This is a genomic window from Lactococcus garvieae, from assembly GCF_016027715.1.
In the GTDB taxonomy this organism is placed as follows: domain Bacteria; phylum Bacillota; class Bacilli; order Lactobacillales; family Streptococcaceae; genus Lactococcus; species Lactococcus garvieae_A.
Genome location: NZ_CP065691.1, coordinates 2,039,889 through 2,063,163 on the forward strand (window position 1 = coordinate 2,039,889; position 23,275 = coordinate 2,063,163).

Below are 23,275 nucleotides of genomic sequence, written 5' to 3' on the forward strand. Positions count from 1 at the left end.
TATTAATAAATTGGTTTTTATGTTAAAATTTTTTATATGAAAAAATATTTGAAAGTTGGCTTGGGGGTCCTCGCTGGTATAGCTGGTGCGCAGGTACTCTATCAGGGCTACAAACATGTTGAAGAAAACTTGCGTGCAGAAGTTATCGAAGCTGTGCGTGAAGCTTTTGCTGACCGAGATATTCAAGCGGTCTGGATCTTTGAAGAAGCAGACCGTGGCGCCATTTACAAAGGCGGTATAATTCTTGGTGAAAACCAAAGCATTGATTTTGAAATTGATGGGGAAACCTTAAAAATTACCGAATTAGGGGAGGAGTATTTATGATTATTCCAAAAAATTATGAAGAATTAGCTGAAATTGTTAAATCTGATGGCAAACAAGTACTGTATTTTACTGCAGGTTGGTGTCCAGACTGCACTTTCATTAAACCAAAATTACCAGAGCTTGAAACGGAATTTTCGGATTTTAACTTTGTTCAAGTAGATCGTGATGAATTTATGGACTTGGCTATTGAATGGGGAATCATGGGTATTCCTAGTTTTGTGACGCTTGAGAATGGTAAAGAAACTGGACGTCTAGTCAATAAATTACGAAAAACTAAAGAAGAAGTTAGTGAATTTTTGAAGGGTGTAGAATAAACAAAATGATTGCAACGTATAATAAAAATGTTGGTGATGTCCTCATGCTGATTGTGGCGAATAATGAAGGGGCAGAAGTAAACTATGAACGCAAAGCAGACGTCGCGCGTGTTTTTCGGGAAGATAATGGTCAGACAGTAGCTTGGAATATCTTCAATATTAAAGGTGAGTGGCCGAACTTAGTGCAAGGGCAAAACAGTCTGACTGAAGACCAAGTAGCACAACTCAATACAAAATTGAGCGCAGCCGGTTTTGAAGAACAGCTTGTTTATGATGGTCAGCCTAAATTTGTAGTAGCGGAGATTCTGACAATGGAAGATCATGCGGACAGTGACCACTTACATGTGTGTCAAGTCGAAGTTGGCTTGGAAGAACCTGTTCAAATCGTTTGTGGTGCTCCAAATGCTTCTATTGGTATGAAGACTGTAGCTGCATTGCCAGGTGCGATGATGCCTTCAGGTAGTCTAATCTGGCCAGGGGCTCTTCGTGGTGTATCATCTTTTGGAATGCTATGTTCAGCGCGTGAACTTGACTTACCAAATGCACCACAAGTCCGTGGTATTGTTGAACTGAACTCTGATTTAACAGCAGGAGTTGCTTTTGATGCAGCAACAATGTGGCAAGCATAAAATAAAAAAAGATCTCGGTGAAAACGGAGGTCTTTTTTCGTATAAAGAGCTAAGGAGGTAGAAAAATGAATAAAACACTACTCGTTGGCAGACTTGCTGCAGATCCTGAGATAAGTAAGACCACAGGAGATAAGAGTTTACTTAGGATAAATTTAGCGGTTAAAAGACGCTATAAAAATACATCAGGAGAAAGGCAAACAGATTTTATTTCCTTAGTTTTTTGGGAAAAGCTAGCAGAACACTGTGTTTCTTATGCTAAAAAAGGCGTTTTACTTGCTGTGGAGGGAGAAATTCGCACACGGATGTATATGGACAAGCAGGATCAAAAGCGCTATGTAACTGAAGTATTGGTCAATAATTTTGACATATTAGAGAGTCGTGCTACCATAGCTCTGCGAGAGGGAAATATCGAAAATGAAGATCTTGATTTAAAGGAAAATGAACTCCCTTTTTAGTTTGAAAAAAGTTTTTACTTCTGATAGGATGAAAGGAGTATAGAGTAAGGGGAAAAAGATGGTAAAAGCTAAAACAAAAGAAGAACTGATTCAGTATTCAGAAGAAAACTGGAGGAAGATTTGCAGACTATTGGAAGACTTACCTCCTGAAGTACAACAAGGGAACTTTAAATTCGGACAGGAGCATGGTAAAGAAGCCCACTGGGGTCGGGATAAAAATATACGCGATGTTTTTGCGCATCTTTATGAGTGGCAAAAACTTCTGCAAAGTTTTGTATTAAATAATCAAAAAGGAAAAAATCAAAGCTTTTTACCTGTCCCCTATACTTGGAAAAGCTATGCAGAGATGAATCAAGTTTTTTGGAAAAAGCACCAAGAGTCTTCTTACGAAGAGATGAAAGAAAAGTTAGCCATAAGCCATCAAAAGACCCTCAATTTATTACAAGAATTTACCAATGAAGAGCTTTACACAAAAAAATTTTATTCATGGACTGGAACAACCACTCTTGGGCAGTATTTTCAATCTTCATTGGCCTCTCATTATGATTGGGCCTTGAAGAAAATAAGGCTTCACAAGAAAACGTTTTAAAAATATAAAAAATGAAGTTTTTTTCTTGACTAATTTTGACCTTCGCGGTAAAATAAGATATATAAATTAGCACTCGAACTTAAAGAGTGCTAAAATAACATAAAATGGAGGATTAACATGTTGAAACCCTTAGCGGATCGCGTTGTTTTGCGTATAAAAGAGGAAGAAGAAAAATCTTTAGGTGGCATTGTCTTGGCCTCAGCAGCACAAGAAAAACCACAAGTGGCAGAAGTTGTGGCAGTAGGTCCAGGTAAAACAACACATCACGGTACAGTTATTGCACCTACAGTACAAGTTGGTGATGCAGTTCTCTTTGAAAAATTTGCTGGCACAAACGTCAAGTTTAAAGGCGAAGACTTTTTGATTATCAAAGAATCTGATATTCTTGCGATTGTTTAAAGAAAATAAAGATAGGAGAGTAAAAAATGGCAAAAGATATTAAATTTTCATCAGACGCACGTTCAGCTATGGTACGTGGTATTGACATTTTAGCAGATACAGTAAAAACAACACTTGGACCTAAAGGTCGTAACGTTGTTCTTGAAAAAGCATATGGCAGCCCACTCATCACTAATGATGGGGTAACTATTGCTAAAGAAATCGAATTAGAAGACCACTTTGAAAATATGGGTGCTAAACTCGTCAGTGAAGTTGCCTCAAAAACAAATGACGTTGCTGGAGACGGTACAACAACAGCTACTGTATTGACACAAGCAATTGTTCGTGAAGGTTTGAAAAATGTCACTGCTGGTGCAAACCCTGTTGGTATCCGACGTGGTATTGAGTTGGCGACTGAAACAGCAGTAAAAGCACTGAAAGAGTTGTCTATTCCTGTATCTGGTAAGGAAGCAATTGCACAAGTCGCAGCTGTTTCTTCACGTTCAGAAAAAGTTGGAGAATATATCTCTAATGCCATGGAAAAAGTGGGCAACGATGGTGTTATCACTATTGAAGAATCAAAAGGTATGCAAACTGAACTTGAAGTTGTGGAAGGTATGCAATTTGATCGTGGTTACTTGTCACAATACATGGTGACTGATAACGAAAAAATGGTTGCTAACCTTGATAACCCGTATATCTTGATTACAGATAAGAAGATTTCTAACATTCAAGAAATCTTGCCTTTACTTGAACAAATTTTGAAAACAAACCGTCCATTGCTTATTGTAGCGGATGATGTTGATGGTGAAGCATTGCCAACACTTGTGTTGAATAAGATTCGTGGAACTTTCAATGTTGTTGCTGTGAAGGCACCAGGCTTTGGTGATCGCCGTAAAGCACAACTTGAAGATTTGGCTATTCTTACAGGCGGTACTGTAATCACTGAAGAACTTGGGTTGGAACTTAAAGATGCAGGTTTAGATGCACTTGGACAAGCTAACAAAGTCACTGTGGATAAAGAGCACACAACAATCGTTGAAGGTGCAGGCTCTGCAGATGCAATTGCAACGCGTGTAGCAACTATCAAAGCTCAAGTTGAACAAACAACATCAGAATTTGACCGTGAAAAACTTCAAGAACGTTTAGCTAAACTTTCTGGTGGTGTTGCTGTAATCAAAGTAGGTGCGGCTACAGAAACTGAACTTAAAGCACAAAAACTTTTGATTGAAGATGCTCTTAATGCAACACGTGCTGCTGTTGAAGAAGGTATTGTTGCAGGTGGAGGTACTGCCCTTGTAACTGTGATTTCTGCACTTGATAAGTTAGAAGAAGAAGGCGATGTGCAAACCGGTATCATGATTGTCCGTCGTGCACTTGAAGAACCTGTACGTCAAATTGTGGCAAATGCGGGTTACGAAGGTTCAATTATTATTGATAAACTTAAATCTTCTGAAAAAGGTATTGGCTTTAATGCTGCTACTGGTGAATGGGTACAAATGATTGAAACAGGTATCGTTGACCCTGCAAAAGTAACTCGTTCAGCACTCCAAAATGCTGCTTCAGTAGCTGGTCTTATCTTAACAACAGAAGCTGTTGTTGCTGATAAACCAGAGCCTGCAGCCCCTGCTGCTCCAGCAATGGATCCATCAATGATGGGCGGCATGATGTAAAAATATAAAAGAACCCTTGATATTAAAGGGTTCTTTTTAGGTTAGTAATATAAAAAATAAAGCTCTGTGATATGAGAACTGTACTAAAAAATCTCCTTAGAAGTAAAGGAGATTTTTATTTTAAACTCAAATATCATAAAGCTTGCTTGCATGTTCATGGCTAGTGTCAAGGATGTGTACATCACGTTTAGTATCTACGTCATGTTGGGCGAGAAATCCATCCATAGTCATGTGTGCAAGTTCTTGCATGTTATTGTTTAGGCTTAGGTGACCAAGGAAGATACGCTTAGTTTTGTTTCCTAAAACATTAAATGCTGCTTCTGCACCATCTTCGTTAGATAAGTGACCTTGGTCGCTAAGGATACGTTGCTTAGTTTTCCAAGGATATCCTCCCATCCGCAGGATTTCAATATCATGGTTACTTTCCATGAGGTAGCCATCAGCATTCTCAATTGTTCCTCGAATACGGTCGCTTACATAACCTGTATCTGTTAGTAAGACAAAGGATTTATCGTCCTTCATGAAACGGTAAAATTGTGGTGCGATGGCATCATGGCTGACTCCAAAACTTTCAATGTCAATATCACCAAAGGTTTTTGTTTTGCCCATCTCAAAAATATGTTTTTGATCACTAGATATTTTTCCTAATGAGTTTTTACTGTCGAGTTCCTGCCAAGTCAGTTCATTTGCATAGAGCTGAATGCCATGCTTTCGTGCAAGAACGCCAATACCCTTGATATGATCACTGTGCTCATGTGTGATAAGAAGTGTGTCAATATCTTTAATATCACGATCTATTTCGCCTAATAGACTCTCAATCTTTTTACCTGATAGTCCGGCATCTACGAGGATTTTCTTTTCAGGTGTTTCCAGATAAAAAGAGTTTCCAGTACTACCTGAAGCTAAAATTGAATATTTAAATGCTGATTCGTTGCTCATTCAGCAAAATCCTCCCAGTCATTATTTTCTTGATTAATCTCATCGCTGTAAGGTAGAGATAAAGTGAAAGTTGAGCCACTTTTACCATCTGAAGTGACTTGGATATCTCCATTATGTAGTTTCATAATGTCAAAAGCAATAGACAGACCCAAGCCCGTCCCACCAATCTGACTGTTTCTTGATGAATTATCTACCCGGTAGAAACGATCAAAAACTTTGGTCAAGCCAGATTTAGGAATTCCCATTCCTTGGTCCGTAATAGAAGTAAATGCTTTATTATTTTCACACCATACAGCTATAGTTATATTACCACCATTTGGAGAATATTTAAAGGCATTATTAATAATATTGTCAATAACTTGTGACAGCTTGTCTGTATCGATTTCAAGCCAGATTTCTTGTGTAGGTATTTGACGAATAATTTTGAAATTGCTGTAATTTTTTTCAATGATTTTATCGAATCGATCAATAATATAATTGATAAAATCAACATAATTAATGACTTCTGTGTGGAGTTTGACTTTATCTTGGTCCATACGGGAGAGTTCTAGAAGCTCCCCAATCATCCGAATCATCCTATCTGTTTCATTAAGTGAAACGTCCACGAAGTTTGCTGCTACTTCAGGATCAGAGAGGGCGCCGTCATTCAGTGCTTCCAGATAAGCTTTAACAGATGTTAAAGGTGTACGTAGCTCATGAGAAACGTTAGAGACGAAAAGTCGGCGGTCACGCTCAATCTTTTCCTGTTCAGTTGTATCATGGATGACGGCAATAATACCAGAGATATATCCGGACTCACTACGGAAAAGCATAAAGTTAATTCGGAGAATAACAGCAGCGCCATCGCAATTAATAGTATTCAGAGTTAACTCAGGCTCTTTTTGGAGTAAATCATGGAAAGAATAATCATCGGCTATCTTTAAGATATTGATTAACTCTTTTCCAATAATTTCTTCACTTGTTTGGTCTAAGAGGTTAAGGGCTGCATGGTTAGCTAGATTGATATGACCATGTCTATCGGTAGTAATGACTCCATCAGCCAGATAAGTCAAAATACTTTCTAGCTGGTTACGCTGATTTTCTAGATGTTCTTGTCGATCTTCAATCTCATGCCCTAACAATAATAGTTTGTTATAAGCCCTTGCGAGTTCATCGTTGTCAGTAGACCTCTGACGATTTTCATAATTACTTTGTAAAAAATTATCTACTTGATTGGAGATTTTATTTGCAGACTGGGCTAAGCGACTAAGATACCAAATAAGAAGACTTAGGGTAATGAGATAAAAAATAAAAAACTGTAAAAGTGCCGTTGTATCTGTCTGATAAAAGGTACTATTTGTTATCTCAAAAATGCCAAAAAGAAGTAGATGAATCACTACTCCTTTAAGTACTATCGAATTAAAAAATTTATTCATGTGGTTCGCTCATGTAGTAGCCGACACCACGTCGTGTGGATACATATTGAGGGCGGCTTGGTGTATCTTCAACTTTTTCGCGAAGACGACGTACTGTAACGTCAACTGTACGAACATCACCGAAATAGTCGTAGCCCCAAACTGTTTCAAGTAAAGTTTCACGTGTGATAACTTCCCCAAGATGCTGTGCAAGGTAGTAAAGAAGTTCAAATTCACGGTGTGTCAAGTCTAATTGAGTTTCGTTTTTGTAAGCTGCATAGTGCGTAGGATTGATACGTAGTGTACCAATAACCAATTCTTTTTTAGAATCTTTTGGTTGTTCTACAGGAACGTTTGTCATACGACGCAAGTTTGATTTGATACGAGCCAACAATTCACGATTTGAAAATGGCTTTGTGATGTAATCATCTGCACCAAGTTCAAGGCCGATAACTTTATCAAACTCTGTATCTTTGGCAGAAACCATTAAAATTGGTACTTCTGAAGTTTTACGGATTTGACGTGTAACTTCAAGTCCGTCAATTTTTGGTAACATTAAATCAAGATAAATAAGGTCTGGTTTTTCTGCTTCAAAGAGTTCAAGAGCTTCTTCACCATCAAAAGCAGTGACTACTTCATACCCTTCTTTGACAAGATTAAATTTTACAATATCTGAAATTGGTTTTTCGTCGTCAACAACAAGAATTTTTTTCATGATAATCCTTTCGCTTAGATGTATATAATATTATTTGCTTTTCTCATTATACAATTATTACAGTAGTATAGCAAGGTAAAGCATTCCATAATATAGAAATTTTACAAAAGTGAAACAATCCGTAAAATAAGAAACGTATATAGAAGATAATAAGTACAAAAGAACATTTTTTCCCTATTTTTTCCTTTTATTTTTGCTATAATATATCTTATGAGTGGAATACTAATTAGCTTGGAAGGGCCAGATGGAGCTGGAAAAACAACAGTTTTACAAAAAATACTTCCAGAACTAGAGAGATCGCAATATAAAGTGGTCTCCACACGCGAGCCTGGGGGTGTGCGTGTAGCAGAAGAAATTCGCAATATAATTCTCAGTACAGAGAATACGGAGATAGATAGTAAGACCGAGTTAATGCTCTTTGCAGCAGCAAGACGTCTACATATGCAAACCAAAATGCTGCCTGCTCTTGAGGCAGGTAAGTTAGTAATTGTAGACCGATTTATTGATTCGTCTGTTGCCTATCAAGGTTACGGACGTGAACTTGGTGTTCAACCTGTAAACTGGCTTAATGAATTTGCAACAGATGGTCTTAAACCAGATTTGACATTATATTTCGATATTGATACAGATGTTGCACTTGAACGTATTATGAAAAATAGAGCAGATGAGGTCAATCGTCTTGATTTAGAACGTGCAGACATGCATCGAAAAGTCAGAAAAGGCTATCTGGAAATCGTGAAAAACGAACCAGAGCGCTTTGTTACGATAGATGCTAGTCAAGAACTGGAAGCAGTTGTTGCAGAAGCATTATCTGTAATAAAAAATAGATTTCATTTGTAACAAAATTTCAAAGAAAGGAGTTTTCATGAATATCGCGGAAATTCAACCGGCACTTTTTGAACGTTTTCGTTATGTATTACAAGCGAATAAGCTGAGCCATGCTTATTTATTCAGTGGAGGTTTTGGCAGTTTCGATATGGCCATTTGGTTAAGTCAAGCGATTTTTTGTGAAAATCCTACACAGGGCTTGCCTTGTGAAGAGTGCCGACACTGTCGCCTCGTTGCAGCGGAGAAATTTGCTGATCTACACGTTATTCGTCCAGATGGACAAACGATAAAGACTGGGCAAATTCGTGACTTAGCTGAAGTTTTTAGTCAGTCAGGTTTCGAGAGTGCTCAGAAGGTTGTTCTGATTACGGAAGCGGAGAAGATGAATAGTAATGCAGCAAATGCTTTGCTGAAATCAATTGAGGAACCAGACAAGGCAACGCATGTCTTTTTACTGACTGAAAATGAAAATTTAATTTTACCAACCATAAAGTCCCGAACGCAAGTGTTTAGCTTTCCGAAGAATAGTCACTACTTACAAGAAGCGCTTGAAAAAAATGGTGCCCTAAAAACACAAGCAGAGCTCCTCAGTCGCATCTGTAATTCACTGGAAGAAGCGCAAGAAATTGCTGGTGCCGCATGGTTCACAGAACTTCTAAATAAAGTGCAACAGTTGATAAAATTATTAAAAAATGACCCTAGAGAAGCTTTCCTCTATATTTCTAATATAACGGAAAACATTGAGGAAAAAGAGAGGCAGAGTTTTATTTTTGCCTTACTCTTGGAACTCTTTAATCAAGAGAAGATGCCAACTTTAACGCAAAGAACTTTTCAAGCAGAAAAAATGTGGAAAAGCAATGTTCGCTTTGGCGCTTGCTTAGAATACATCGTACTGAAATAGGAAGAAGAAACTATGATTTATGAAGTAGAGTTTACTCATGGAGAACAGAATACTTTTGTAGGTGGCCACGAAGAGTTTGCGCCAAGAACTCCAGTGATTATTCAAAATGCTAAAGGCAAATCTTATGGTCGTGTGATGAAGCAGTTGCCACCAGATAGCAAAGTTGATATATCAGGTGAAATTGTTCGAGCAATAGGAAAAGAAGATCAGGAAATGATTGAGGCGACAGAACAACTTTCATATCAAGCCTGTCTCACGATTCGCCAGATTGTAGCTGCCAATGGAATTGACATGAAAATCACAGATGCAGCTTATAATTTAAATCAAAGTCAACTTTTTGTCTCGTTCACATCAGAGAATAGAGTAGACTTCCGTGCTCTGCTTAAAGAGCTAGCTGCAACTTTTAGAACACGGATCGAGCTTAGACAAATCGGTGCGCGTGATGCTGCCAAGATTTATGGTGGGGTTGGGCCATGTGGTCGTCCTTTATGTTGTTCGGAATTTATCTATGAGTTTCCGAATGTTTCCATTAAGATGGCTAAAAATCAGTCTTTATCTTTGAAACAAAGCAAACTTAATGGGCTTTGTGGGCGTTTGATGTGCTGTCTTTCTTATGAAGATGAATTTTACCGTGAAGCACGTAAAAATTTCCCTGATTTTGGTGAACATATTGTGACAGATGAAGGCGAAGGAAAAGTTATTGGACTTAATATTTTGAACAATAGAGTCAAACTGCGACTGGAAAATACAATAAAAGAATTCGACATTTCAGAAGTAAAAGTTTAAAAATCGATAGTATCTAGATAATTTATGGGGGAAATTATGACTGATAAGAATGAGATTTATGTGCAATTAGGATTACTGGAAGAAAGTTTAGCTTATACTTTAAGCCAAATTTCGACAGTACGTCATGCACTAGATGAATCATTAAAAGAAAATGCGACAATTCGCATGGAAAATGAAAAATTGCGTGAGCGTTTAGCTCATGTTGAGAAAAAAGAAGAGGAAGCCAGTTCAAAATCCAAAAATGAACCCAATCCAAATCTCATCCAAATTTTTAATGAAGGTTTTCATGTTTGCCACTTGCATTATGCAGAACGATTGCAAGATGGTGAAAACTGTTTGGACTGTTTGGAGTTACTATATAGATGATCAATATACAAAAAAGTTTCAAGGGGAAATGTGAAGCGGGTAAACTTTACCTGGTGCCTACCCCGATTGGAAATATGCAAGACATGACTTTACGAGCTTTGGAAACGCTCCGTAGTGTCGACTTGGTTGCGAGTGAAGATACACGAAACACGCAAAAACTTTTAAATCATTTTGAAATTAAGGTGGCGCAAGAATCTTTTCATGAGCATAATTCATTTGATAAAATTCCGAAACTACTTGATTTCCTTCTATCCGGAAAATCACTGGCTCAGGTATCTGATGCCGGGATGCCTTCAATATCAGACCCAGGCCACGACTTAGTGGTAGAAGCAATCAAGTTGAATATTGACGTGGTAGCTCTGCCTGGTGCATCAGCTGGGATTACAGCCCTCATTGCTTCAGGATTAGTGCCACAGCCGCATATTTTTTACGGCTTCTTGCCTCGGAAAAAAGGAGAGCAAAAAAAGTTTTTGGAAACAAAAGTAGCTTATCCGGAAACCCAAATTTTCTATGAGTCGCCTTACCGGGTAGCGGAGACTTTAGAAAATATAGCATCGGTTTATGGTGATCGACAAGTTGCTTTGGTAAGAGAATTAACAAAGATATATGAAGAATACCGACGCGGTAAAATTTCTGAAATTTTACTCTCATTAAAAGAGCAGCCTATCAAAGGAGAGTGTTTGATTATTGTTTCAGGTTTTGATGGGGAGATGGTTTCTGAAGAAGAATCCGAAACGACTCCGCTAGAAGCTGTTCTAGCTCTTGTTGACGCAGGAATGAAACCTAACGTAGCTATTAAGCAAATAGCAAAAGAACGTGATTTAGTGAGACAAGAGCTTTATGCCCAATACCATGATTTATAAAAAAAGCAGTGCTGGCTTTTTTTTTTTACTTTTAAAATAGAAGAAACTTTATTTCCAAACTTAGAGAAAAGTAAATTGTATAGATTATGTTAAAATCAAAAAGTGAGTAAAAAGGAAGTGGAGATATAATGAAAAAAAATAAGATTCTTACCTTACTAGCTTTGAGCGCAGCTGGCCTTACTCTTTTGGCGGCTTGCTCAGATTCAAGTAAAAATACAAGCGACACGCAAAAAAAGACAACGACAGTAAATATAGCAATATCTGGTTCATCAAATCCTTATGAATACACTAAGGATGGTCAGCTGACAGGCTATGAATATGATATTTTGAAAAAAGTAGATGAGCAACTGCCACAATATACATTTAAGTTTCAGACCTATGATGACAGTGCCATATTAGCAGCCTTAGATGCGGGACGAGCAGATATTGGGGTAAACATTTACGGTAAAACAAAAGCCCGTGAAGAAAAGTATCTCTTTAGCTACCCCACAACTCAAGGAATCAATGCAATCTTCTCAAATGATAAAGATAAAATAACAACTATCGAAGGACTTGTAGGGAAAAAGACTGAAATTCCAACGGGGACAAACTATGGTGATATCATGGATCAATGGAACAACTCTAACCCCGATAAAAAGATTACAGTAGATTATTCAAAGCGTGGCTTAGCAGAGCGTCTGCAAGCATTATCTGATGGACAGATGGATTTCATCTTTGCATCAAAATCAGCGGCTGAAAATCTTGTGAAAGAACATGCAGTAACAGGTATTTCTGATACGGTGCCTACTGATCTTGAAAAATACCCTGAGTTTAAGACTTATACTTATTATATACTCGATAATAGCCAAACCCAGCTTCAAAAAGATCTCAATGAGGAAATCAAAAAAATGGCTGAGGAAGGTTATTTAAAAGAGCTTTCTCAAAAATATTTTGGTGGTGATCAAGTTCCAGGTATGGAACAATATAAATAAAAAGTGCCTAAGCACTTTTTATTTTTAACAATGTCCGTCCACGTTCTCATTAATCCAATATTGATTTTCCTCGTCAAAAACACGGAGATGAGGATTGTTGTGGATAAAAAGAAGAACATCTTCCCGGCTTAAACCGCTAAACTTAACGGCTGCACCTAAAGTTACGACTTCCATATTTTCGAGAGCATTACGTAAATTTTCCATAGTTTATTATAGCTTTTTTTCCCAAATATGAGAAAAGAAAGAATAAATGTCTCGGTTTTTTAGGCAATTTGTCTAAAAAAAAGAATTTCTACTTGATTTTCACTCGCAAATTTTATAAAATTGTCAAGTACCTTTGCGTACGTTAATGGAGAATTTATAGTTATGACTACAAATAAAATGGGCACAGGAACGGCTCATTCCAAATTAATTTTGATTGGGGAGCACTCAGTCGTTTATGGCCAACCTGCTATTGCGCTTCCAGTGACGATTTTGAAGACAACCGTTACGATTTCTTCTATCAAATATGGACAATACATTGAAAATAATGAATCACGTCGCAGACTAGATGTGCTCGGAGATGAATTTGAGGGGGTACGCCAACTTATTTTACGTCTTTTAGAGAAATTTGATTCTGTAAGACTTCCGTTCTCGTTAGAAATTGATTCGAATATTCCTCTAGGGCGTGGTTTAGGAGCATCTGCGGCTTTAGCTACAGCCATCACACGTGCTTTTTATGATTTCTTTGATGCTAAGCTGACCGATGAAGTACTTTTATCTTTTGCTAATTTCTCAGAAAACATCACGCATGGTCGTTCATCAGGTATAGATGTGGCAACTGTAAACTCTGAGCTACCGCTTTGGTTTATTAAGGGCCAAACGGCAGAACCTTTTGACTTGAATCTTTCGGGCTATCTGGTGATTGGTGATTCAGGCGTACACGGCTTTACGAGCCAAGCTATCAGCATGGTAAGAGAAAAATTAACAGACGATAAGATAAAAGCCCAAGGGCATATTAATCATCTGGGAGAGCTTTCTAAAGCCTCAAAAGATTTCTTGATGACAAATAAATTGGAAGAACTTGGGCAAGTGATGAATCATGCGCATGCCAATCTCTCCGCTTTAGGTGTATCACACCCTCGTTTAGATACGCTTGTAGATACAGCCTTAAGAAATGGTGCCCTTGGTGCCAAACTCACGGGCTCAGGTCTCGGAGGAGTTATGGTGGCCTTGGCTGCTAATGAAAAAGATGCTATCCATATTAGCCAAAAATTATTAAAAAATGGTGCTAAAAACACATGGATTTACTCTGTTTAAACTGAAAATATAAGAAAACCTTTGGAAATAGCGTATTTTCGAGGGTTTTTATTTACTCTAAACATCAAAAAAATTACTTCTAAATGCAAGGCGCTTCCATTTACTAGATGAAAGCATTATAATGTAGTCAAGTGATGGAGGTGACACCATGAGTAATTATAAAAAAGTATTAGTGCCCCTTGATGGATCAGAAAACTCGTATAAAGCGCTTCGTGAAGCAGCAGAAATCGCGCGATTCAATAATGATGAACTTTTTATTTTGACAGTTCAAGATGATGGGAGTTTGTACGGGCATGCTTTACCCATTCTCAAACAGAATTACACAAAAGCTTCAGAGATGATTCTGCAAAAAGCACTGGATATTGTAAAAGATATTCTCAACCCACAAACTTTTGTGGTGGTAGGATCTCCCAAAAGGCAAATTGTTGAATTTGCGACAGAACAAAAAGCAGATCTAATCGTGATAGGAGCCACCGGTTCAAATTATTTTGAACGGATGACGTTAGGCTCTACCACGGCCTATGTTGTAAACCACGCACCTTGCCATGTTACAGTGGTAAGGTGAGAGTCAGGATGTATGCCATAGAACAATGTGAGTAAAACCCCAATCGCCACCGTAAGTGGTGATTTTTTAATATCTTCAGGTAGGACGAGTCAAGATAGAAATAAAAACGAGAAATAGCTAAATCCCACTCCCTTTGTTATAATAAGAGAGATAAACTCACAAGAGGAAAAATGAAGAATGAATGAATTTACTGTAAGAGCACATACGAACATTGCTCTGATTAAATATTGGGGTAAAGCAGATGTAACTATGAATATCCCGACGACAAGCTCCTTATCAATGACTTTGGATCAATTTTACACAACCACATCTGTGGCTTTTTCTGAACATGATCAATTGATTCTCAATGGAAACGACATCGATGCAACCCGAGTGCATAACTTTTTAGATATGTTGCGAGCAAAGCATGGTGATTTTCCAGGTATTTTAGTGACCTCAGAAAATCATGTGCCTACTGCTGCGGGGTTAGCTTCATCAGCATCAAGCTTTGCAGCCTTAACAGGAGCTATGTTTGGACTTTTAGAGTTACCTGCAGATTTGACTGAAATGTCCCGCATTGCACGGCGTGGTTCTGGTTCAGCATCGCGTTCTATTTTTGGAAATTTTGCCATTTGGAATAAGGGGGAAGATGATGCTTCATCCTATGCAGAAAGTTTCTATGATGAGGATATCAACCTGTCAATGATTGTAGCTGAAATCTCAAGTGCGCAAAAGAAAATGTCTTCAACAAAAGGGATGCAACTTGCACAAACTGCACCAACTTATAGTGCATGGGTTGAAAAATCAGCGCGTCAGTTGGAAGAAATGAAAGCAGCAATACGTCAAGCCGATATTGAAAAGATTGGGCTTATTGCTGAGGATAATGCTTTAGGCATGCATCAGCAAAACCGTTTGTGTGCAGAACCCTTTGATTATTTTACAGAAGATACACAACGTATTGTGGCTTTTGCACAGGACTGCTATAAAGCAGGGCTACTCGCTTTTGTGACGATTGATGCAGGGCCAAATGTTAAGATAATTACTGATCGTGCGACAGAAAATGTCCTTTTAGAAAAATTCCGTGAGAATTTCCCCGAAATTACTTTTGACCTTGCACATGCAGGAGGCGGCCTTGAATACTTATAAGACAGATGTTCCAGGGAAGCTTTTTATTGCTGGTGAGTATGCAGTTACACGCCCGGGTGGCTTAGCACTCGTAACTAGCCTTGAAAGTGATTTTCAAGTAAGTATTTCAGCAACCTCAGGGCCCTCTCTTTTGCACAGCAATGTGGATATGCCAGACAGTTCTTTCTCAATCAAGGATTTTCAAGCGGATCGAACAGGGCCTTGGAACTTTGCTATGACAGCTATTGAGTATGTTTTAAAAGAAGCTCCCCTCCATCAAGATTTTCATCTTGATATTAAAAGTGGTTTGGGCTACGGTGAAAATAAGAAAGGCTATGGCTCATCGGCTTGTGTTGTGGTGGGTGTTGTGAATGCTTTGAATGCTTTTTTTCATTTGAATCTACCACTTGCCAAACGATTTGAGATTGCTGCTCAGGCTCACTATGATGTCCAAGGCAGTGGTTCACGTGGGGATGTTGCTGCTATTATGTATGGCGGCAGTATTTTCTATGAAAATCACCAACGTGTCATACCGATAAATATTCCTTGGTCAGCTTATGTGGTGCAAACAAATAAATCTGCCAAAACAGGAGAAAAGCTCAAACAAAAACTCTCCGATGAATTTTTTACTAAAAGTGATGAGTTAGTAATTGAGATCAGTACAGCGATTGATATGAAAGACTTTGAACTCTTCAAAGAAAAACTTCTGGAAAATCAACTGCTTCTTATTGAACACCAAGCCAAGGGGTATATGACAGATCAGTTGGCCTTGGCTCTCAATATTATTAATAGCCAACCAGAGTTTGCAGGAAAGATTTCAGGAGCAGGGTTTGGAGAAAATATTATTCTTTTTGCAAAAAATGAAGAAAATATAGCTGAATTAAAAGTGGTTCTGGAAGAAGAAGGCATGAAACTTGAAAAAGCAAGAATAGGAAAGCAAAATGACTAAAGAAATCCATGGGCATCGTAAAGACGAGCATCTTTCTCTTGGCTTGAAATATTGGCGAGAAGGACGAAACACTTCAGAGTTTTCGTCGGCTCTACGGTTGGTACCAAACGGCTTACCAGAGATTGCGACAGCAGAGGTTGACTTATCTATCTCTCTTTTTGAACATCAGTTTGATTTTCCTTTTTACATCGAAGCTATGACTGGCGGTTCAAAAAAAGGAGATAAGATTAATTTAGAGCTAGCAGAAATCGCTGCGAACCAGAAAATAGCTATGGCTGTAGGTTCACAGTCCATTGCACTTAAATACCCTGAGTTAGAGGAAGGTTTTCGTCAAGTACGTCAACATAACCCACAAGGCTTTATTTTTGCCAATATTGGTGCAGGTCACCCTCTAGAAAATGCTCTAAAAGCTGTTGATATGCTATCAGCAGATGCTTTAGAAATCCATGTTAATACTGGACAAGAGCTAGTGATGAAAGATAGTGAGGGAGATCGTACTTTCTACTGGCTTGAAAATATAAACCATATTGCTGAAAACCTTGATGTACCTGTTATTGTCAAGGAAGTTGGCTTTGGCATGAGCCAAAAGATGTTTCACCAACTAAGCCAAACTGCGGTAGCAGCTATTAACGTGGGTGGTAAAGGTGGGACAAATTTTGCTTGGATTGAGAGTGGACGCGGGCAAAGCACTTTAGATTTAAATGATTATGGTTTTACTGGTCCTGAAAGTCTGATAGAAGCTCATCTGGCCCAAAATAGTAAACCTTTGATCGCTACAGGGGGAGTAAGTTCTCCACGAGATATACTTCATGCTCAACTTTTGGGGGCTTCTTTGGTAAGTTCTGCTGGTTATGTTCTTTCAGTACTTCAGAAAGAAGGAATACAAGCTTTAGAAGAAATGTTTGCACAGTGGAAGGATGATCTCACTAAGCTCTATACTTTAGTCGGAGCGCGGGATTTGAGTGCCTTATCACAGGTTGAATTTATCTATAACAAAGAGCTCAAGTACTTTCTAGATGAAAGAAAAAGATAAACAGATAATTTTGTAAACGGTTCTTATTTCTTTATAATAATAGTATATTAAAATTTAAGGAGAATACTATGGCTTACACACTTCCAGAATTACCTTACGCATATGACGCTTTGGAACCTTTCTTTGATGAAGAAACAATGCACTTGCACCATGATAAACACCACCAAACTTATGTAAACAATCTTAATGCTGCAATCGAGAAACACCCTGAGTTCTTTGACAAAACAGTTGAAGAGCTGGTGGCTTATTTGGATCGCTTGCCAGAAGACATTCGTGTTGCAGTTCGCAATAACGGTGGGGGACATCTTAACCACACAATGTTCTGGGAATGGTTAGCTCCAAATGCTGGTGGCGCACCAACTGGTGAAATCGCTTCAGCTATTGATGAAGCTTTTGGCTCATTTGATGACTTTAAAGCAGAATTTAAAACAGCTGCAACAGGTCGCTTCGGATCAGGTTGGGCTTGGTTAGTACTGGATTACGGTAAACTTAAAGTTGTTTCTACTGCAAACCAAGACAATCCAATTTCTGACGGTCAAATTCCAGTTCTTGGTCTCGATGTTTGGGAACATGCTTACTACTTAAAATATCACAACGTTCGTCCAGATTACATCGAAGCTTTCTTTAACTTGATTAACTGGGATAAAGTAAACGAACTTTATGCAAATGCTAAATAAAATAAAAAAGAACGCTCATTGAGGGTTCTTTTTTTGATATAAAATAATTTTTCTAAAAGAATTGTTGTTTACAAGGCGAACCTGGTTTTATAAATCCTATATTCATGCTATAATAGGAGCTATGAAATTTACAGAATTTAACTTTAAAGAGTATATCAACGAAACACTTGAGGCAATCAAGTTTGTTTCACCGACCCCCGTTCAGGAAAAACTTATTCCTGTCGTATTATCAGGCCGTGATTTGGTAGGGGAATCAAAAACAGGATCAGGAAAGACACATACTTTCTTGCTCCCTATTTTCCAACAATTAAATACAGATCTTGATGAGGTTCAAGCGGTTATTACCGCTCCCTCTCGTGAACTTGCGACCCAGATTTATCATGCAGCGCAAGAGTTTACGAAATTCAATGATGCTATTCGTGTTGTAAACTATGTTGGTGGTACAGATAAAGCACGTCAAATTAAGAAACTTGAATCAGCTCAACCACATATCGTAATCGGTACACCAGGTCGTATTCAAGACCTCCTCAAATCAGGTGCCTTAATTATCCATACTGCTTCTATCTTTGTTGTCGATGAAGCTGATATGACCTTGGATATGGGTTTCTTGACAGATGTGGATAAAATTGCATCTAGCTTTGGTAAAAAAGTACAAATGCTGGTTTTCTCAGCAACTATCCCTCAAAAACTGCAACCTTTCTTGAAGAAGTACTTGAATAACCCAGTCATGGAAAAGATTGCGAATAAAACAGTTATCTCAGACACCATCGAAAACTGGTTGATTTCAACTAAAGGTGCGTCGCACAATCAGATTTTACTTCAGCTTTCCAAAGCAGCTAACCCATATATGGCAATGATTTTTGCAAATACTAAAGGGCGTGTGGATGACATCCATCATTTCCTTGTAAACAATGGTGTAAAAGCAGCTAAAATTCATGGAGATATCCCACCACGTGAACGTAAACGTATCATGGCAAGTATTAAAAACTTGGATTACCAATTTGTCGTGGCAACAGATATTGCTGCTCGTGGTATTGATATTGAAGGTGTAAGTCATGTTATCAATGATGAACTTCCTCGTGATTTGTCATTCTTTGTTCACCGTGTTGGCCGTTCAGGACGTAACGGCTTGTCGGGAACAGCTATTACGCTTTATAGTCCATCAGACGATTCCGCTATTCGTGAAATTGAAAAAATGGGTGTAACTTTCCAACCTAAAGCTGTTAAAAATGGTGAAATCGTTGATTCTTATGATCGTGACCGCCGTGAAAAGCGTGCAGCTAAGACGGGAGAACTTTCAAATAAAATGCGTGGGCAATTGGCTAAGAGTAAGAAAAAAGTTAAGCCAGGCTATAAACGCGCATTGAAGTGGGCGATTGAAGAAGAAAATACTAAAAAGCGCCGTGCTGAGCATACCAAAAACGCACGAAAACAACGAGAATCACGTAAACAAAAATTCTAATGAAAAAATTCTTCAGAGTTTTAAGCTTCATTATTGGTTTGGGTTTGATCTATGCTCTTATTTGTCTAGGGTTGATTTTTAGTGCAAGTGGAAATCGCTCAGTAAACACTCAAGATATAGAAACGATACTGGTTCTAGGAAGTAAAATTAATTCAAACGGACAACCCGCTCAAACGACCAAGGATCGCCTAGATACTGCCTTAGAACTTGCTCAGCATAATCCTCGTGCACAAGTGATTGTGTCAGGTTATCGCAGCGCTGGATCTCCTGTATCTGAGGCTGAGGGGATGGCAAGGTATCTTAAAAGTCATGGATTAAACTCTGATCGAATTATTCAAGAAAAGAAGGCGCGAAATACTGTAGAGAATTTCGCGTTTTCTAAAAAGTATATTCGCGGGGCAACAGTGATAGTTACCAGTGATTTTCATCTGTATCGTAGTCTTTACTTGGCCTCGAAATTAGGCTATGAAGATTATGAAGGCTTTGCTGCTTTCACTCATGACACGCCCCCCCAAACCTTAGGACATTACGCTAGGGAGACTCTAGCCCTAGGCTACTATTTGATTAAATTTACACTATTTTCTGCTAGATAAAGGAGTTTTCATGTTTCAACCAGAACAGATAAGCAAGCTCAATGAACTCGAAACTTTGGTTCTTGACTTCGTCATAAAGTCACCAGAAAAAGTTCAAAAGGCCACAATTCGAAGTTTGGCGAGCCAACTACATGTTTCCACAACGACCATTGTGAGAATGAGTACCAAGTTAGGTTTCAATGGTTGGGCTGAATTAAAGTTCTTTCTGAAAAATCAAAGCAAACCTAAAACGGCAGAAGAACAACATTATGATAATATGTTAGAATTTGATATGTTTTTGCGACGGATGAACTCCGAAAGCTATCAAAAACGTCTGACAGAAGCAGCAAAAATGATTGCTAAGGCGGATTATACTGTTTTTATGGGGATTGGTAACTCGGGCTCATTGGCTGACTATGCTTGCAAGTATTTTGTGAATGCAGGTTTACGTGCATTTGTGATTAATGACCCCTTTCAAGCAATTCAAATCAATGGTACAGGAAATGTTATTGCCTTGATTTTATCGGCTTCAGGCGAAACGATTCAGATTATCAATAAAGAGTTAGAGTTCAAGCAAGAAGGGGCGCAGATAATTTCTTTGACAAATAATGAAGACAGTACTGTAGGTAGACTAGCTGATTTGCAACTCTTTTATAACTTGACACCAGAATGGTCTAAACTTTACCCTTTGGGAAACTTGACGACTCAACTTCCAGTTCTTGCAGTTCTCGAAGTTTTAGCACATAAAACTCTTCATTTTTTGGAGGATTAAAGGTAATTTTGTTTCTGAATATGAAACATGTTTTCAAAAACTTGCAGGATTTTGCAAGTTTTTTTGTATCATATGAATAAAAATAGCTAATTTCTTAGCTTCTACACTGTTTTATTTTTGTTTCGGAAAGCAATGAGAAGAAAAGAAGTTCTCTTGAAAGCCCTTCCTGAAAGCGCTATAATAAATATAGACTCAAAAGAAGAATAAAGGAAAAGGTAATTTATAATGCTCGAAAAAATTCCTTTATCAAATCAAATGGAGAAAAACTATAATGGAACATAAAAAACTCAAGCCTTTCCCACAAAATTTTTTATGGGGTTCTGCGTCAGCTGCTTATCAGGTTGAAGGGGCACACGATGAAGATGGCAAAGGTCTGTCTGTATGGGATAACTTTGTCCGCATCCCCGGTAAAACCTTTAAAGGAACAACAGGAGATGTTGCTGTTGACCATTACCATCGTTATAAAGAGGATGTCAGCCTTATGGCAGACATGGGACTCAAATCCTATCGCTTTTCGATTGCTTGGTCTCGTATTTTTCCGCAAGGCCGTGGTGAAATCAACCAAAAAGGATTACAATTTTATATTGACTTAGTGGATGAATTAATTGCACATAATATTGAACCTGTGGTAACTCTTTATCATTGGGATTTACCACAGGCTTTGGAAGAAGAATATCAAGGTTGGGAAAATCGTCGGATTATTGAGGATTTCGTGAATTATTCTGAAGTGTTGTTTAAAGCTTTAAAGGGTAAAGTGAAGTATTGGGTTTCATTAAATGAACAAAATATCTTTACGCAGCATGGCTGGATTTTGGCGACACATCCACCTGGAAAAGTGGATATGAAATTATTCTATCAGGTTAATCACCATGCAAACCTAGCAAATGCAGCTGTGATCAATAAATTTCATGACATGAAGATGCCGGGACAAATCGGACCGTCTTTTGCCTATACTCCAAACTATGCCATTAATTCTGATCCTTTGAATGTTTTAGCTGCTGAAAATGCAGAAGAAATGTTTGCTCATTTTTGGATGGATGTTTACTGTTATGGAGAATATCCTATCGCAGGTCTAAACTATCTCAAGGAAAAAGATTTGATGTTTGAGATAGAAGATGGAGACGTAGAATTGCTTAAATCAGCAAAACCAGATTTTTTAGGCATTAACTATTACCAAACATCTACTACTGCGTGGAATCCACTCGAAGGCGGGGTTACAATCGGTAAGATGAATACAACAGGAGTCAAGGGTTCTAGTGATGATCAAGGAATTCCAGGGCTATATAAGCGCGTGACGAATCCAGCAGTAGAACGTACAAATTGGGATTGGGAGATTGATCCAGTGGGCTTACGTATTGCTTTGCGACGCATTACGAGCCGCTATCGTATTCCTGTAATGATTACGGAAAATGGGTTGGGCGAATATGACAAACTAGAGAATGGGAAAGTCCACGATGACTATCGGATTAAATATCTAGAAAGTCATGTTAAAGCAATAAAAGAAGCTATATCAGATGGAGCACATGTCATCGGCTACCATACATGGTCCTACACGGACTTATTAAGTTGGTTGAATGGCTATCAAAAACGTTATGGTTTTGTGTATGTAGAGCAAGATGAATCTATGCAAGGAAGCTTGGCACGGATTCCTAAAGATTCATATTATTGGTACAAAGCACTCATTCAAAGTAATGGTGAAAACCTGTAAAGTCTTTCATTCAGCTTATGAAAACATTTGCATTATTAGAATGAAAGCGGTATACTTAAGAATATAAAAAAGAAAAAGAGGGAAGAATATTATGGCTGATAAAATAATCGCTTTAGCTTGTGCAGCAGGCATGTCAACATCACTTTTAGTTTCAAAAATGCAAAAGGCAGCTGCAGACAAAGGAATGGACTACGAAATTTTTGCAAAATCAACAGCAGATATTGACAACATGCTTGCTGGTAATCCTAAACCAGACGTCCTTCTCCTAGGACCTCAAGTTGGTTTCATGAAGACAGAAGTACAAAAGAAAGCCCAAGCTGTTGATGTACCTATGGATGTGATTAAAATGCAAGATTATGGCATGATGCGTGGGGACAAAGTTCTAGAAGCAGCCGAAGCGTTAATGAAGTAAAAAATAAATAAATAATACTAATAAAAGGGGATGTAATGAACGAAGAAAGAATGGAAATTGTGATGGGTATCATCATGCACGGTGGAAATGCTAAAGGCTTAGCCTTCCAAGCAATCCAACAAGCAAAAGAAGGAGATTTTGAAGCAGCAGAAAAATCACTTCAGGAGTCTAACCAAGAGTTACTCCAAGCCCATGATGTTCAAACAGATATGCTGACTAAAGAAGCACAAGGGATCCGTACCGAAATTGATCTCTATATGGTGCATGCTCAGGATCATCTGATGAACGCAATTACCTTCAAAGACTTGGCTACGGAAATAATCAGTCAAGAAAAACGTCTTCAAGAGTTAGAAAAAGCAGCAAAATAAATACTGACAAAAGCTTTGAGAAAAATAAAAAATCCTGAGTTTAAACTTCAGGATTTTTTCTTTTTTGAAGATAGTTATGAGAGAAAAAATCAAGTAACAAAAGTTCTTGCTTTTATTGTGAGTTTTCGATATAATGGTTGATGTTGTGGCGGCATAGCCAAGTGGTAAGGCATGGCTCTGCAAAAGCTTGATCGTCGGTTCAAATCCGTCTGCCGCCTTTTACAATGCT

29 protein-coding genes and 1 tRNA gene are annotated in these 23,275 nt (G+C 38.2%); 26 read left to right on the forward strand and 4 right to left on the reverse strand.

Going from position 1 to position 23,275, the window contains the following annotated elements; genetic code table 11:
- Positions 1–36: 36 nt before the first annotated feature.
- The 7 genes from I6G50_RS10225 (at position 37) to groL (ending at position 4,362) form a co-directional block, all read left to right on the forward strand.
- Entirely contained in the window at positions 37–324 is a 288-nt protein-coding gene (locus I6G50_RS10225) for a hypothetical protein (RefSeq protein WP_004259963.1), read from the forward strand.
- Positions 321–638, forward strand: a complete 318-nt coding sequence (locus I6G50_RS10230) for a thioredoxin family protein (RefSeq protein ID WP_004259967.1) — start codon at positions 321–323, stop codon at positions 636–638. Before I6G50_RS10225 ends, I6G50_RS10230 begins: the two co-directional genes overlap by 4 nt.
- 5 nt (positions 639–643) lie before the next feature.
- Entirely contained in the window at positions 644–1,267 is a 624-nt protein-coding gene (ytpR, locus tag I6G50_RS10235; RefSeq protein ID WP_004259970.1) for a YtpR family tRNA-binding protein, read from the forward strand.
- Between the two features lie 65 nt (positions 1,268–1,332).
- On the forward strand, positions 1,333–1,722 hold the full coding sequence (locus tag I6G50_RS10240) for a single-stranded DNA-binding protein (RefSeq protein WP_004259973.1): 390 nt from the start codon (positions 1,333–1,335) through the stop codon (positions 1,720–1,722).
- Positions 1,723–1,780: 58 nt separating this feature from the next.
- Positions 1,781–2,311: a ClbS/DfsB family four-helix bundle protein gene (locus I6G50_RS10245; RefSeq protein ID WP_197908774.1), complete on the forward strand. Its 531-nt coding sequence runs from the start codon at positions 1,781–1,783 to the stop codon at positions 2,309–2,311.
- A gap of 117 nt (positions 2,312–2,428) precedes the next feature.
- Entirely contained in the window at positions 2,429–2,710 is a 282-nt protein-coding gene (gene groES / locus I6G50_RS10250; protein WP_004259981.1) for a co-chaperone GroES, read from the forward strand.
- A gap of 26 nt (positions 2,711–2,736) precedes the next feature.
- Positions 2,737–4,362, forward strand: coding sequence for a chaperonin GroEL (gene groL, locus I6G50_RS10255; RefSeq protein WP_004259986.1), 1,626 nt, complete (start codon positions 2,737–2,739; stop codon positions 4,360–4,362).
- Between the two features lie 126 nt (positions 4,363–4,488).
- On the opposite strand, the gene I6G50_RS10260 is transcribed toward groL, so the two are convergent.
- The 3 genes from I6G50_RS10260 to yycF are packed head-to-tail and all read right to left on the reverse strand — an operon-like array spanning position 4,489 to position 7,410.
- On the reverse strand, positions 4,489–5,301 hold the full coding sequence (locus I6G50_RS10260) for an MBL fold metallo-hydrolase (protein WP_004259990.1): 813 nt from the start codon (positions 5,299–5,301) through the stop codon (positions 4,489–4,491).
- A complete protein-coding gene (locus I6G50_RS10265) occupies positions 5,298–6,716 on the reverse strand; it encodes an ATP-binding protein (RefSeq protein ID WP_197908775.1) in 1,419 nt (472 codons plus the stop codon). The genes I6G50_RS10260 and I6G50_RS10265 overlap by 4 nt, the downstream gene beginning before the upstream one ends.
- Entirely contained in the window at positions 6,709–7,410 is a 702-nt protein-coding gene (gene yycF / locus I6G50_RS10270; RefSeq protein ID WP_004259998.1) for a response regulator YycF, read from the reverse strand. The genes I6G50_RS10265 and yycF overlap by 8 nt, the downstream gene beginning before the upstream one ends.
- A gap of 210 nt (positions 7,411–7,620) precedes the next feature.
- Between yycF and tmk the strand changes: the two genes are divergently transcribed.
- The 6 genes from tmk (at position 7,621) to I6G50_RS10300 (ending at position 12,125) form a co-directional block, all read left to right on the forward strand.
- Positions 7,621–8,250 carry a dTMP kinase gene (gene tmk, locus I6G50_RS10275; protein ID WP_081165301.1) on the forward strand — a complete coding sequence of 210 codons (630 nt, stop codon included), beginning with the start codon at positions 7,621–7,623 and terminating at the stop codon, positions 8,248–8,250.
- A gap of 25 nt (positions 8,251–8,275) precedes the next feature.
- Positions 8,276–9,139 carry a DNA polymerase III subunit delta' gene (locus tag I6G50_RS10280; RefSeq protein WP_197908777.1) on the forward strand — a complete coding sequence of 288 codons (864 nt, stop codon included), beginning with the start codon at positions 8,276–8,278 and terminating at the stop codon, positions 9,137–9,139.
- Between the two features lie 12 nt (positions 9,140–9,151).
- Complete coding sequence (gene ricT, locus I6G50_RS10285) at positions 9,152–9,925, forward strand: regulatory iron-sulfur-containing complex subunit RicT (RefSeq protein ID WP_197908779.1); 774 nt, start codon at positions 9,152–9,154, stop codon at positions 9,923–9,925.
- A 24-nt stretch (positions 9,926–9,949) separates the two neighbouring features.
- A complete protein-coding gene (locus I6G50_RS10290; protein ID WP_042753065.1) occupies positions 9,950–10,291 on the forward strand; it encodes a DNA replication initiation control protein YabA in 342 nt (113 codons plus the stop codon).
- The gene (rsmI, locus tag I6G50_RS10295; protein ID WP_197908781.1) at positions 10,288–11,154 is read left to right on the forward strand and encodes a 16S rRNA (cytidine(1402)-2'-O)-methyltransferase; all 867 of its coding nucleotides are present in this window, start codon (positions 10,288–10,290) and stop codon (positions 11,152–11,154) included. The genes I6G50_RS10290 and rsmI overlap by 4 nt, the downstream gene beginning before the upstream one ends.
- Before the next feature lie 128 nt (positions 11,155–11,282).
- Positions 11,283–12,125 (forward strand): transporter substrate-binding domain-containing protein, encoded by an 843-nt coding sequence (locus tag I6G50_RS10300; protein WP_197908782.1) that lies wholly within the window; start codon positions 11,283–11,285, stop codon positions 12,123–12,125.
- Between the two features lie 24 nt (positions 12,126–12,149).
- On the opposite strand, the gene I6G50_RS10305 is transcribed toward I6G50_RS10300, so the two are convergent.
- The gene (locus I6G50_RS10305) at positions 12,150–12,329 is read right to left on the reverse strand and encodes a hypothetical protein (protein WP_081165289.1); all 180 of its coding nucleotides are present in this window, start codon (positions 12,327–12,329) and stop codon (positions 12,150–12,152) included.
- A 162-nt stretch (positions 12,330–12,491) separates the two neighbouring features.
- Between I6G50_RS10305 and mvk the strand changes: the two genes are divergently transcribed.
- The 13 genes from mvk to I6G50_RS10370 all read left to right on the forward strand — a co-directional run bounded on the left by mvk (position 12,492) and on the right by I6G50_RS10370 (position 23,264).
- The gene (mvk, locus tag I6G50_RS10310; RefSeq protein ID WP_004260031.1) at positions 12,492–13,424 is read left to right on the forward strand and encodes a mevalonate kinase; all 933 of its coding nucleotides are present in this window, start codon (positions 12,492–12,494) and stop codon (positions 13,422–13,424) included.
- 148 nt (positions 13,425–13,572) lie between these two features.
- A complete protein-coding gene (locus I6G50_RS10315) occupies positions 13,573–13,989 on the forward strand; it encodes a universal stress protein (protein ID WP_004260037.1) in 417 nt (138 codons plus the stop codon).
- A gap of 177 nt (positions 13,990–14,166) precedes the next feature.
- Positions 14,167–15,114: a diphosphomevalonate decarboxylase gene (gene mvaD / locus I6G50_RS10320; protein WP_197908783.1), complete on the forward strand. Its 948-nt coding sequence runs from the start codon at positions 14,167–14,169 to the stop codon at positions 15,112–15,114.
- Positions 15,101–16,042 (forward strand): mevalonate kinase, encoded by a 942-nt coding sequence (locus tag I6G50_RS10325; protein ID WP_004260043.1) that lies wholly within the window; start codon positions 15,101–15,103, stop codon positions 16,040–16,042. Before mvaD ends, I6G50_RS10325 begins: the two co-directional genes overlap by 14 nt.
- Entirely contained in the window at positions 16,035–17,075 is a 1,041-nt protein-coding gene (gene fni, locus I6G50_RS10330) for a type 2 isopentenyl-diphosphate Delta-isomerase (protein WP_197908785.1), read from the forward strand. The genes I6G50_RS10325 and fni overlap by 8 nt, the downstream gene beginning before the upstream one ends.
- A 68-nt stretch (positions 17,076–17,143) precedes the next feature.
- The gene (locus I6G50_RS10335) at positions 17,144–17,752 is read left to right on the forward strand and encodes a superoxide dismutase (protein ID WP_004260052.1); all 609 of its coding nucleotides are present in this window, start codon (positions 17,144–17,146) and stop codon (positions 17,750–17,752) included.
- Between the two features lie 121 nt (positions 17,753–17,873).
- Complete coding sequence (locus I6G50_RS10340; RefSeq protein WP_197908787.1) at positions 17,874–19,214, forward strand: DEAD/DEAH box helicase; 1,341 nt, start codon at positions 17,874–17,876, stop codon at positions 19,212–19,214.
- A complete protein-coding gene (locus I6G50_RS10345) occupies positions 19,214–19,807 on the forward strand; it encodes a YdcF family protein (RefSeq protein ID WP_197908788.1) in 594 nt (197 codons plus the stop codon). The genes I6G50_RS10340 and I6G50_RS10345 overlap by 1 nt, the downstream gene beginning before the upstream one ends.
- A 10-nt stretch (positions 19,808–19,817) precedes the next feature.
- Complete coding sequence (locus tag I6G50_RS10350; RefSeq protein WP_004260073.1) at positions 19,818–20,558, forward strand: MurR/RpiR family transcriptional regulator; 741 nt, start codon at positions 19,818–19,820, stop codon at positions 20,556–20,558.
- A gap of 271 nt (positions 20,559–20,829) precedes the next feature.
- Positions 20,830–22,266: a glycoside hydrolase family 1 protein gene (locus I6G50_RS10355; protein WP_197908790.1), complete on the forward strand. Its 1,437-nt coding sequence runs from the start codon at positions 20,830–20,832 to the stop codon at positions 22,264–22,266.
- A gap of 91 nt (positions 22,267–22,357) precedes the next feature.
- Positions 22,358–22,678: a PTS sugar transporter subunit IIB gene (locus I6G50_RS10360; protein ID WP_004260076.1), complete on the forward strand. Its 321-nt coding sequence runs from the start codon at positions 22,358–22,360 to the stop codon at positions 22,676–22,678.
- A 35-nt stretch (positions 22,679–22,713) separates the two neighbouring features.
- Positions 22,714–23,046 carry a PTS lactose/cellobiose transporter subunit IIA gene (locus tag I6G50_RS10365; protein WP_197908791.1) on the forward strand — a complete coding sequence of 111 codons (333 nt, stop codon included), beginning with the start codon at positions 22,714–22,716 and terminating at the stop codon, positions 23,044–23,046.
- A gap of 147 nt (positions 23,047–23,193) precedes the next feature.
- A tRNA-Cys gene (locus I6G50_RS10370) sits at positions 23,194–23,264 on the forward strand.
- Positions 23,265–23,275 lie beyond the last annotated feature (11 nt).

What these genes read in the sequence shown, in the direction of transcription:
- I6G50_RS10225 (WP_004259963.1), top strand. Translation starts at nt 37, where the DNA reads ATGAAAAAATATTTGAAAGTTGGCTTGGGGGTCCTCGCTGGTATAGCT.
- I6G50_RS10230 (WP_004259967.1), top strand. Translation starts at nt 321, where the DNA reads ATGATTATTCCAAAAAATTATGAAGAATTAGCTGAAATTGTTAAATCT.
- ytpR (WP_004259970.1), top strand. Translation starts at nt 644, where the DNA reads ATGATTGCAACGTATAATAAAAATGTTGGTGATGTCCTCATGCTGATT.
- I6G50_RS10240 (WP_004259973.1), top strand. Translation starts at nt 1,333, where the DNA reads ATGAATAAAACACTACTCGTTGGCAGACTTGCTGCAGATCCTGAGATA.
- I6G50_RS10245 (WP_197908774.1), top strand. Translation starts at nt 1,781, where the DNA reads ATGGTAAAAGCTAAAACAAAAGAAGAACTGATTCAGTATTCAGAAGAA.
- groES (WP_004259981.1), top strand. Translation starts at nt 2,429, where the DNA reads ATGTTGAAACCCTTAGCGGATCGCGTTGTTTTGCGTATAAAAGAGGAA.
- groL (WP_004259986.1), top strand. Translation starts at nt 2,737, where the DNA reads ATGGCAAAAGATATTAAATTTTCATCAGACGCACGTTCAGCTATGGTA.
- I6G50_RS10260 (WP_004259990.1), bottom strand. Translation starts at nt 5,301, where the DNA reads ATGAGCAACGAATCAGCATTTAAATATTCAATTTTAGCTTCAGGTAGT.
- I6G50_RS10265 (WP_197908775.1), bottom strand. Translation starts at nt 6,716, where the DNA reads ATGAATAAATTTTTTAATTCGATAGTACTTAAAGGAGTAGTGATTCAT.
- yycF (WP_004259998.1), bottom strand. Translation starts at nt 7,410, where the DNA reads ATGAAAAAAATTCTTGTTGTTGACGACGAAAAACCAATTTCAGATATT.
- tmk (WP_081165301.1), top strand. Translation starts at nt 7,621, where the DNA reads ATGAGTGGAATACTAATTAGCTTGGAAGGGCCAGATGGAGCTGGAAAA.
- I6G50_RS10280 (WP_197908777.1), top strand. Translation starts at nt 8,276, where the DNA reads ATGAATATCGCGGAAATTCAACCGGCACTTTTTGAACGTTTTCGTTAT.
- ricT (WP_197908779.1), top strand. Translation starts at nt 9,152, where the DNA reads ATGATTTATGAAGTAGAGTTTACTCATGGAGAACAGAATACTTTTGTA.
- I6G50_RS10290 (WP_042753065.1), top strand. Translation starts at nt 9,950, where the DNA reads ATGGGGGAAATTATGACTGATAAGAATGAGATTTATGTGCAATTAGGA.
- rsmI (WP_197908781.1), top strand. Translation starts at nt 10,288, where the DNA reads ATGATCAATATACAAAAAAGTTTCAAGGGGAAATGTGAAGCGGGTAAA.
- I6G50_RS10300 (WP_197908782.1), top strand. Translation starts at nt 11,283, where the DNA reads ATGAAAAAAAATAAGATTCTTACCTTACTAGCTTTGAGCGCAGCTGGC.
- I6G50_RS10305 (WP_081165289.1), bottom strand. Translation starts at nt 12,329, where the DNA reads ATGGAAAATTTACGTAATGCTCTCGAAAATATGGAAGTCGTAACTTTA.
- mvk (WP_004260031.1), top strand. Translation starts at nt 12,492, where the DNA reads ATGACTACAAATAAAATGGGCACAGGAACGGCTCATTCCAAATTAATT.
- I6G50_RS10315 (WP_004260037.1), top strand. Translation starts at nt 13,573, where the DNA reads ATGAGTAATTATAAAAAAGTATTAGTGCCCCTTGATGGATCAGAAAAC.
- mvaD (WP_197908783.1), top strand. Translation starts at nt 14,167, where the DNA reads ATGAATGAATTTACTGTAAGAGCACATACGAACATTGCTCTGATTAAA.
- fni (WP_197908785.1), top strand. Translation starts at nt 16,035, where the DNA reads ATGACTAAAGAAATCCATGGGCATCGTAAAGACGAGCATCTTTCTCTT.
- I6G50_RS10335 (WP_004260052.1), top strand. Translation starts at nt 17,144, where the DNA reads ATGGCTTACACACTTCCAGAATTACCTTACGCATATGACGCTTTGGAA.
- I6G50_RS10340 (WP_197908787.1), top strand. Translation starts at nt 17,874, where the DNA reads ATGAAATTTACAGAATTTAACTTTAAAGAGTATATCAACGAAACACTT.
- I6G50_RS10345 (WP_197908788.1), top strand. Translation starts at nt 19,214, where the DNA reads ATGAAAAAATTCTTCAGAGTTTTAAGCTTCATTATTGGTTTGGGTTTG.
- I6G50_RS10350 (WP_004260073.1), top strand. Translation starts at nt 19,818, where the DNA reads ATGTTTCAACCAGAACAGATAAGCAAGCTCAATGAACTCGAAACTTTG.
- I6G50_RS10355 (WP_197908790.1), top strand. Translation starts at nt 20,830, where the DNA reads ATGGAACATAAAAAACTCAAGCCTTTCCCACAAAATTTTTTATGGGGT.
- I6G50_RS10360 (WP_004260076.1), top strand. Translation starts at nt 22,358, where the DNA reads ATGGCTGATAAAATAATCGCTTTAGCTTGTGCAGCAGGCATGTCAACA.
- I6G50_RS10365 (WP_197908791.1), top strand. Translation starts at nt 22,714, where the DNA reads ATGAACGAAGAAAGAATGGAAATTGTGATGGGTATCATCATGCACGGT.